Origin of the sequence: Aureispira sp. CCB-QB1 (genome assembly GCF_000724545.1) — a bacterium.
In the GTDB taxonomy this organism is placed as follows: Bacteria; Bacteroidota; Bacteroidia; order Chitinophagales; family Saprospiraceae; genus Aureispira.
Map to the genome: position 1 here is coordinate 92,938 of NZ_JHBV01000033.1, position 10,508 is coordinate 103,445.

5 protein-coding genes and 1 pseudogene are annotated in these 10,508 nt (G+C 35.7%); 2 read left to right on the plus strand and 4 right to left on the minus strand.

The genetic code is table 11. The features are described from left to right. Window positions 1-96: 96 nt before the first annotated feature. Both CG11_RS18095 and CG11_RS18100 read left to right on the plus strand, forming a co-directional pair. Window positions 97-1,869, plus strand: a complete 1,773-nt coding sequence (locus CG11_RS18095) for a VWA domain-containing protein (protein ID WP_197043882.1) — start codon at window positions 97-99, stop codon at window positions 1,867-1,869. 208 nt (window positions 1,870-2,077) lie between these two features. Then, on the plus strand, window positions 2,078-3,748 hold the full coding sequence (locus tag CG11_RS18100) for a peptide MFS transporter (RefSeq protein ID WP_052598245.1): 1,671 nt from the start codon (window positions 2,078-2,080) through the stop codon (window positions 3,746-3,748). A 130-nt stretch (window positions 3,749-3,878) separates the two neighbouring features. Here the strand turns inward: CG11_RS18100 and CG11_RS18105 are convergent, their stop codons facing one another. The 4 genes and pseudogenes from CG11_RS18105 to CG11_RS30390 all read right to left on the minus strand — a co-directional run. Next, window positions 3,879-4,271 carry an HIT family protein gene (locus CG11_RS18105; protein ID WP_052598246.1) on the minus strand — a complete coding sequence of 131 codons (393 nt, stop codon included), beginning with the start codon at window positions 4,269-4,271 and terminating at the stop codon, window positions 3,879-3,881. Window positions 4,272-4,283: 12 nt separating this feature from the next. After that, window positions 4,284-4,763 (minus strand): transcription elongation factor GreA, encoded by a 480-nt coding sequence (gene greA, locus CG11_RS18110; protein ID WP_052598247.1) that lies wholly within the window; start codon window positions 4,761-4,763, stop codon window positions 4,284-4,286. 725 nt (window positions 4,764-5,488) lie between these two features. Further along, on the minus strand, window positions 5,489-9,580 hold the full coding sequence (locus CG11_RS18115) for a hypothetical protein (RefSeq protein WP_052598248.1): 4,092 nt from the start codon (window positions 9,578-9,580) through the stop codon (window positions 5,489-5,491). A 451-nt stretch (window positions 9,581-10,031) separates the two neighbouring features. Next, window positions 10,032-10,508, minus strand: a pseudogene (locus CG11_RS30390) (hypothetical protein); the annotation flags it as partial.

Genomic DNA, 10,508 nt, shown 5'->3' on the forward strand with positions numbered 1-10,508 from the left:
CTACTGATTGTAAGGATGAGTCGGTAGCTATTAACTATGACGGGAAAATTTTTATATAAAAAAATAACATTTCATTTTCTGGTATTTTGTTTCTGTTTGACTAACTTACAGGCTCAAAATCAACGCTTATCGAAATCAACCTATCAAGCATTAAATAACTATATTGTTTATTCTAATGAAGTATCGCATGCACTAAACTTAATGTATTTTGATTTCTTGCATATCAATGATCAGTTTTATCAATTTGTAGAAGATAGCATCGATCAAGTTGTCTACGAAAAAGATAATATCCTTACCAACCCCGATTACTTTCCCATTTATCCACGTGATCTTTATCCTGCAATTCTTAATGATAATATTTATATCCCTTATGATAAACGAGGTGCTCCACTTCAGTTAATTGGTAAGGTTGTTAATGTTCTTAAAGAAATAGAAGATACTCGTTCTCTATTGGCTCAATATGTCGAAACAGGAGATTACAAAAAAGACACCAACCTCGTTCAGGGGTTTAAATGGCTCCGTAGAGTAGAAGTACTTTACTATGACATGTTTACCCTACAAGAAAAACTACATTGGAACCTTACAGCAATTATCCAAACTTACAACTCACCTCAAATAGACAGCAATGCATTAAGGGCAACACAAGAGCTTCAACCACTCCTCAAACAAAGTAAGCTAGTAATAAAAGCCGTTCGAGCAGGAGACACAAGTAGTTCATTAGAATACAATTTTTTAAAATTAAATGAGTTTCTGATCAGTTTAGAAGGTCGCCAAGAAAGCATTCTAAAAGGATTAAAAAAAATTCCCAATTCCCTGCGTTCACCTGAAAAAAGATTTGCAGAAATTCTTAACAGGACTCAAAATATATTAAAAATAGCAAAAGAATATCAGCGTAATCCTAAGTATCAAAATTTAAACTTTAAGACCAGTTATTATTACTATAACATAGATTTGCTAAATAGTTACAATCGCTCGGGAGATGGTGCTGCTACCTTGTTCAACAAATTTATTAATGATAATGACGTTTATTGGTTGTACGAACACGAAATGCCACACTTATTTGAAGTCCTTTACCCTGACATTCCAGAATACGAGCAATACAAGGCTCCTGATATTGATATAGAAGAACTCATTCGCAAAAAATTGCGCGAAAAATATGTAGCAGATAGCATAGCTCAAATTAAATCGGATAGTATTGCTCAAGCTAAAAAAGACAGTGCTATTTATGCCCAACAAATTTTGGATAGCATAGAATATAGAAAAAATAATCCTCAAGTTGGGGACATGAATCTCAATGGATTTGCGACAAATAACCTCGTGTTTTTGTTAGATATTTCTGCCTCAATGAAAGATACCAATAAGCTGCCGCTGCTCAAGGAGGCTCTTGTTCAATTACTTGATTTGATGCGAGAAGAAGATAATATTACTCTAATTACATATTCTGGCAAAGCTGAAGTCGTCCTGCCACCTACTTCTATGACTTCAGAGGCCAACAAAAAACGGGTGATTGATATCATTAGTCAACTATCGTCTGATGGTAGTAGTGATGCAAACAAAGGGATTCGATTGGCTTACAAGACCATCGAAGAGAGTATTATTAAAAACGGTAACAATCGGGTTATCATGGCAACAGACGGTGCCTTTAACATTAATTCTAGGGTCAAAAAAATTATCAAACGAGGAACTAAAGAAAAAGATCCTATCCGTTTGAGCATTTTTTATTTCTCCAAAAAGGAGTATACCCATCACAAAGAATTACTCGAAAATCTTAGTGAAATGGGGGCAGGAAAATACCGTCATATAAAAAAAGAAAATGCCAAAAAGATATTGGTTATAGAAGCACAAGAAGTACGGGAAAAAAAAAATTAACCCCTATAAAAGAAAAGAACAGTTAACAACAACAAAATAGTAGTTCTTAGTTCCTTCTTTTTGTACTTTTTTATATGTTTTAGTCTATTTTTTGCCTACAACAATCTATTTCCTTTGCCCTTAATTCGCATTTCGTTAGTAATTTGTTACCTTCAAGTTCAAATTTTGCTAATAATTAATTAATCCTCAAAAAAAATCTTCGGATATTATGGGAACATATACTACGATGGCTCTTGCATGGGTCTTCTGTGCCATTTGGATTGTCTTTGTTATCTCGACAAACAGAAAGGTACATCCTAAAGTACTCTTCTTCTTATTTTTTGTAGAAATGTGGGAACGTTTCTCTTACTATGGTATGCGAGCTTTATTAGTATTATATATGACTAGTGAAGTAATGAATTATAGTACTAGTGACGCTTATGGTATTTATGGAGCCTATGGAGCATTAGTATATGCAACACCTCTTATTGGTGGTTTATTGGCTGAAAAGTTTATGGGATACCGAAAAGCAATCATGTGGGGAGCATTTCTAATGATGTGTGGTCATTTCTTAATGGCTATAGAAAACGAACTTATCTTCCTTACTGCTTTAGCATTATTAATCATGGGTAATGGTTTCTTCAAACCTAATATATCCTCTATGATTGGTAAATTTTATGCAAAAACGGACCCAAGACGTGACGGAGCCTTCACGATTTTTTATATGGGAATCAATATTGGTGCGTTTCTTTCTGGTTTAACTTGTGGTGCCGTTGGTTTAGATCCTAACTTAGGTTGGCACTTTGGTTTTGGACTTGCTGGAGTAGGAATGTTATTAGGTTTATTGATATTTTGGTATGCAGAACGCAATGGAATACTTGAAGACAAAGGTTATGCTCCATATCAAGTTACAGCAGGTGGACCAGGTATTATGTTAGACCAAAACAATGGGGGAGAAATTTTAAACAATGATCCTACTCTTGATAATACAACAAAGACTCCTACAGATCAATCAGAAGCTAGCGATGATCAAGTTGAACGATTTACATTAGTAGAAAATCCCGTTGAACCTAAGTTATTTGGTCTTCCACTTAATTTATTGATTTATATAGGTTCTATTATTGCTATTCCGTTCTTTTTATTACTAATCCAACACAATGACATTTTAGATTATGGTATTGGAGGTATTGGAATTATAATGGTAACTTATTTATTATACAGTTCTTTTCAGTATGAAAAAGTACAACGTCAACGTATATGGGTTATTGTAACGCTCTTCTTCTTTACTATTATTTTCTGGACCTTCTTCGAACTAGCAGGTAGTGCATTGACAGTATTTACAATGAACAACGTGCGTCCAAACGATTATTTGAACGCGGCAATGTTCAATTCATTAAATCCGTTTTTCATCATGCTATTTGCTCCTATTTTTTCTTGGTTGTGGGTGAAGCTATCAAATGCTAACATGGAACCTGCTGCGCCTGTAAAATTTGGAATCGGTTTAATCTTGTTAGGTTCCGGTTTTTTAATTTTAAACTTTTCCAAAGGTGGTGCTGTTGATGGTCTAATTGCACCTATGTTTATGGTGTTTTTATACTTATTGCACACACTAGGTGAATTAACATTGTCTCCAGTAGGGTTATCAATGGTTACCAAATTAGCCCCTGCACAGGTTGTAGGTTTTGTAATGGGATTCTGGTTAATGGCTTCTTCGTTTGCCCATCAAGCTGGTAAAACAATTGCCCAGTTTACTGTAGTTCCAGAAGGAACACCTGCTGAAGAATCTCTAAGCTTATGTCTATCCGTATTTAACAATCTAGGTCTAATTGCCGTTTGTGCTGGTGGCTTTTTGATATTGGCATCGGTTGTTATTACAAAATGGATGCATGGAATCAAATAACAGCAGTAAAAAGTCTTACAAAAAGGTCGTTCTGAAAATATCAGAACGACCTTTTTTTTATATAAAAAAACACCTAATTCGCTCTACGAATTAGGTGTTTTATCAAAAAGCAAAAATACTTTTTTCTTATCTAAACAAAATTAGCTCGAATTTTTTCTGCCAAAGCGACAAATTCTTCCTGTTCCATTGATTGTCGTTTGTTAAAATCAATAAACTGGATGTTTAAGAGCGGCACCAAGTGAATGTGCGCATGAGGTACTTCTAACCCCAAAACGGTCTGCCCTATTCGCTCACAATGGACTGTTTTTTCTATAGCTGCTGCTACTCGTTTAGAGAACAGATGCAATCCCAAAAACAAAGACTCCTCCAAATCAAAAATATAATCTACTTCTTTCTTAGGAATAACCAGTGTATGTCCTTTGACAACAGGAGCAATATCTAGAAAAGCCAAAAATTGTTCATCTTCTGCAATTTTGTGACAAGGGATTTCTCCATTTACGATACGTGTGAATATACTTGGCATAATGAGCGTATTTTAAAGATTAATAGCAATATCTAAAATTTCAAACTCCATAATTCCTCCAGGAGTCTGTACCTCTGCAATTTCTCCTACTTTTTTGCCTAGCAACCCTTTTCCAATTGGTGAATCAACAGAAATTTTACCTGCACGCAAATTTGCTTCCGATTGAGAAACTAAGGTATATTCAAATTCCTTTTTGGTCTTCACCTGTTTAATTTTAATGGTGCTTAGAATAACCACTGAAGAAGCATCTAGGTCTTCTTGCTTAATTACTCTTGCTGTCGACAACGTTTTTTCCATTTCAGAAATTTTCAACTCCAATAATCCCTGCGCTTCTTTAGCAGCATCGTATTCTGCATTTTCTGACAAATCACCTTTTTCACGAGCTTCTGCGATTGCTTTTGCTGCGTCTTGACGACCTTGAGTTTTCAAAACTTCTAATTCACTTTTCAATTTATCAAACCCATCTTGGGTCATATATGAGTATTTAGACATAATAATTTCTTTTTAATTATAATTAAGTAGTCATTCATAATTAATGATCATAAACTTAAGAAGCAATTTTGTGATCAACTTCGTTAAAAAGTCTCGTGATAACGCTGCTATCACTACTTTTTTTCACCTTGTTTCTCATCAAAATTTCTAGTAATTTTACCCATCATCTACTATCAAAACTTACTTACCTTATAAATTTGCTGTAAAACGGTTACGTTTCGTGCTATTCGTAACCTGCAATTAAATATTTCTTTTTAAAATTTGAATTTGCTAGAAAATTCAATTCATTTATAAAACTCCATTCCTAACGAAGAGGTTGCTCAAAAGTTCCCATATTCTTAAAAATAATCCTTTCTATTTACACTTACTTATTTGGTAATGGATAGGCTATCTTGAAGAAAAAAACTGATGCCCGATTAGCAATTCTATCGCATAAAAGCAATAAAAAGAACGTTCCTCCCAGTTTTTGGGAGGAACGTTCTTTATTCCGTATAAAGGCAAATATATAAAATTATTAAGATAAATGCCAGTTATTAGCCTAATAGTCTGCTATTTTTTTAGTTTAAAATTCTTAAAAAAACTCAGCAGCGACACACAAAACTGATTATCAAAGTTTTAAAAGGAAAATCAAAAACATTAGCACTCTGATTATCAGTCAAGTAGGATTCCATCCCTATGCCTTTTGATACAGTTTATAAGGATATTCAATAGCAATTGAGAGCTTCTTACAAGCGCTGCGCATCAAAAGCTCGATTAATAACAAAACTTTTTAACACCTTGGTTCCTACTCCTTCTACTTTGACGTGAATTAGATAAACTCCTGAAGCAACAGGTACATCAGCATAGTTTTTCACATCCCATTCAACTGATGTTTTGATTTGTGCATCAGCCAGAGGTCCTTCATATCCTTGTCCAATTCTCGCAATACCATTTTTAGCTGAATTCTTGTACTCTTGTGCTATTTTAAATTCTTTTATAAATCGACCATCCAACGAGTAAATCCTAATATGACATTTAGCAGGAATATTTGTAATTTTGACAACATTATCCGTTTCTAGTATCTCATAATCAGAATAAGCATAGTAAGGGTTTGGAACCACACGCATTAAATCTAAAGCAGAAACAGCCGTCTCTTGTTCTTCTTTTGTAGGAACAAATTTGTCTAATGAAAATTCATACAATGGATATCCTAAATTCTCATTCGTTCCTTCTTCTATTTCAAACGGGCGATCAACTCTTAACTTAATTCTCGCTTTGGTTGGAGGAACTTCACCATACGTTCCCTGCATAGTTGTTGGTACTGCCATTGATGCCCACGTCACAACTAGATTTTTGTAAATATGAATATCCTTATCAAGAGGAATGTTAGGATTCACTTTATCAAACTCTGCAATAACGCTTTTGCAAGAGTCATAAGGCTGATTGGTTACATAAATAATATGCTGTCCGCCTTGTACATTTCTTAGTAATTGTACTTTTTCATCCGTTGAAAAAGGACCTGTCGTTTGTACATTAGTTGGGTTAAAAATCATATCGTTTCCAGTACTACTACCAGGGTTCAACCCCTCCTCTAAAACACTACCATTGTATAAAGAATTTTCTCCAAAGAAAATATTCAATCGTTCTCCTGTTTCCACATTATAAGCATATCCAGGAAACCAAGACATACCAACAGTACTGTTATCAATAGACATATCTTTGTTTCGAGAAGGATACACTGGTTTGGGAACTCCAAAACTTGGTCCAACACTTCCTCTCCATTCCATTTGATCTCGCTTAGAAGGTATTTGCCAATTGGAGCTTACACTTCCTAAGAAAGAGTTACCATGATAAAAATTAGCCGTTTCAACAACAATACAGCGGCTCCACTCATCTCGATTAGGAGACATTACTATATTGACGTTATTTAAGTTAGATAATAATGTATCCCGTACTTTATTAGGTACTATTGGTGCTCCTGGCACTGTATCATTTCTTAATTTGGAGCCATCCGAGGCAATATTCCCTAGTGACAAATAAGGGCCATCAAAATCTCGTTGTGCATCACACAACATAAATGGGTACCAACCTCCTTCTGATTCAGAATACAACTGCTCTGGATCAAACCTTTGATCAGCCTCATTATTTCCTGTTTTTAACATATTTAGAATGCCGTCCCCATCGTTTAGTCCATGATACCATTCACCATAAGTAGTATCTTCATATGCAATTTGAGAACCGATAAATCCTACATTTCCATTATGACTTGGCTTATCTTTCTGCTCCAATTCAAGAGAGATTCCTAAATCTGGAATATACTGCTCGTAGTTCCAGTCCATAGTTTGATAAGACGACCATACGATGCTCGGATCTTGTGGGTCAGACAACATCCAATAAACAGAATCAGACAAGGTTGTCACATTGGCTGGTTGTGGAATATAAGCATCTAAATTAGCATCATAAAGCCAACCATACAATTGATCACATACACGAACTTGGAACGTTCCCGCAGGAACACGCAAGGGATCTACAATTTTTACTTTGATAGGCGCTTGCCCCTCCTTATAAGTGATTCTTCCAACATTATTACCGGCTAAAATAGCAGACTCTACTTCTTCTATATTCGCAATATTTAAAAACTCTCCTGATCCTACACCTTGACCATCTAATCGAGTTATCTGTGGTTGATCACCATATTCTGATTTTAATTGAATACCAGAATATTCGGGCGCATTAATTCTTGGAATACCTGTATAAATTCTAAAATTGCGACGCCCTTGCAAATAAGCTTTATCTTGCCCTTTTCCCGTTACAGGATCATACTTTTGATACTCATTATGTGCATAAGCAACCACACAGAAATAATAGGGTTTATGATTGATTAAGTTTTTTTCTCCTGTTGCGAATTGATCTTCAACGACCTTAAAAGTATGCTTCAAGCCACTATTTGCTCCTTCTACCTTAATCACAGGTGTCAGTAAATCAATTTGAGCCGCATCATTTCTAAATTCCTCCCAATTGGCAATGGTAGTTACATCATCCTCCACATCACACTGGTAGATTAAACTTGCTTTGCTTTCATCATCTAATTCTGTAACAGAAACATTTGGTCCTACTACTTGGTAAATTTTATACCCCTGAAAATTGTAGCTCGTATCCAAAGGTGCATGCTGTGCCAATATAGCTGGAGACTCTTCATAATCAAAAGGACTATTGGCACCATAACTTAAATTCAATACTAATTCCTTATCCATTTCAATAACATCCATATTAGGAGCATCTGGACCATTTGTTATTTTAAAACAGCCATCAAATAGATTTTGTGCTAATTCATCAGCAGTAACCAGAGATTCCAAAGAAGCACAACCAGAATAAGGCACTTCAGGAACCCATACAACCCCCGATATCATTTCATTGGTAGCCCCAGGCAATAAAGTAAAGGGTCCTGAGGTGTGCAAAAAGCGTTGATCCAAGCCATTTAAGTTCTCTTGGCACATAGACCAAGCTCCGGGGCTGTCGTCAGTTGGAAAACTAGGAAATACATATCTTGTTGGAACAGCATTAGGATTATTGGGATCATAGCCATTTCCTCCTTGAGTAACAGGAGTAGCATCTATCCAAAGACCAGACATCAACCGATAATGTTGAATTGCTGTTTGCGGGTCACCAATACCACCACCACCTCTTCTGTAGTATTGAAAACCAGATAAACCAATTTCTTTTTTAGTAGAATCCAAAGGGCCTTTAAAATAATCGACTCCCAAGGCAGGAACTTGTGCCCCATACCCAGGTGTTCCTGCTTGTCCACAAGGATTATCATCATAAGGATAAGCATTATAGACATACCCCATTCCTGTCGAAGTATCACAACCAATATAATCATCCTCTGAACATCCTAAATCAGGATCCGTCCACAAAGAAAAATACGTATCATTGTATCGGAGTTGGTTTCTATTTAATAACTTATAACGGTAAAAGGTCATATTGTTGACAGCATCTGTCGTAGAATATCCAAAAGCCAAAGCTTGTACCTCCATATCCATTGATTTCCCTTGTGTCTGAGTATGCAGGTTTCCTTTGTCATTATAGACCCACCATGTCATCTGATCTGCATAAACGGGATTGGAATAATCTGTTCTATCGCAACCCACAACTTCTACAATTGGATGATCTCCATCATAAGGATTATACCGATTATCCCCATTATTATCTACAAAAGGGGCTAAATCTTGATCATAACCTAAAATATCAAAACCATGAATGGCTGCAAAATGTACGTTGCCTCGTGCTGGCCACCCCAATAACGCTTTTGATGGGGTATCGTCTATCCCTGGCGATAGTGGATCTAAAAAATCTGCCCTCAATGCATCTATATCTCTACCATATACTGTAAAATGCTTGTCCCAACGAGCACATTCGTTTTTATCAATTGTAGCCGTTTGGGTATTGAGAGGTCCTGGCCAATAGTCGTTTCCTCTATTTCTATAAGTTTGAGCAGCAAGAATCAAATTTCCGCCGCCATCATAAGCACCTATCCAAATCCCTCCTGCATACAAAGAAGAAATTTCGGGTTCTCCTGATGCTGGGTCAACATTGGGAACAATATATCTAGCTTGTTGTCCATCCCACCACATATCACCTCCTCCACGCAGTCTTGCCCGAACATTATTGATATTCAAATCTGTTTCTGCTCTAGATTCTGTACAATTGCTTCTGAATCCTATATTCTTCGGTGTGGAAGGTTTGTTTTTATCGCCTACAAAATCCCGTGCTTCTCCTTCTATCGGTATAGTCCAAAAATAGACTATGAGAATGGTTATAAAAGATAGTTTGTTCATAGTAATAATTTTGATTGAGAATTTTAATAAAGGCATAGGAAGTCCTACCTCCAGAAAATGTCTTTTCTGAAGTTCAGCAATCATCTATGTCCTAATGTAGTAAATAAGGATAATGGCTTGAGGAGCTACCTATTTCTAATAATTGCCATTATCATACAAAAGAGGTATTTTTGCCCATTTGACTCTTTTTGCACATTATAAATATCGTTGGTTATTTATGTAAAGTAAATAACAGATTTCAATATTCCTCAACATTTTAAATTCCTACTTATCTTTTCTAACAAACTATTCAGCACTATTTTCCCAATAAAAAACTATCAATTCAAAGCTAATAGAGCCAGTTATTTACTTTGTTACCTCAAACCATCGTTAATAAAAAATGCGCTCAATCTCATAAGAAACAAGCGCATTAAATATAATTTTATTACCAATAAGTCAACTAATATACTCCCTAGAGTTTTTGAGCATCCAAAGCACGATTAATGATAAAGCTTTTCAATACTTTAGCTCCTACTCCATCGACTTTGACATGGATCAAATAAACGCCCCCAGCTACAGGAACTCCTGAATAGTTCTTCAAATCCCATTTCACGGATGTTGTGATTTGATTTTCAATATCAGGGTTTCCAAATTGCCCCAAACGAGCTTTTCCATTTCTAACGACATCTCCATAAATTTGTCCTACTTTAAACTCTCTTACCAATCGTCCATCCAATGAGTAAATACGGATGTCACATTTTGCAGGAATGTTGATGACTTTCACTACATTATCTGTCTCGATTACCTCATAATCTGAATAAGCATAGTATGGATTTGGTACTACTCGCATCAAATCTAATGCACTCGTGGCTTTTTCTGTATCCTCTTTCGTTGGTTGCAAACCATCCAAGCTAAATTCATACAATGGATAACCCAAGTTCTCATACGT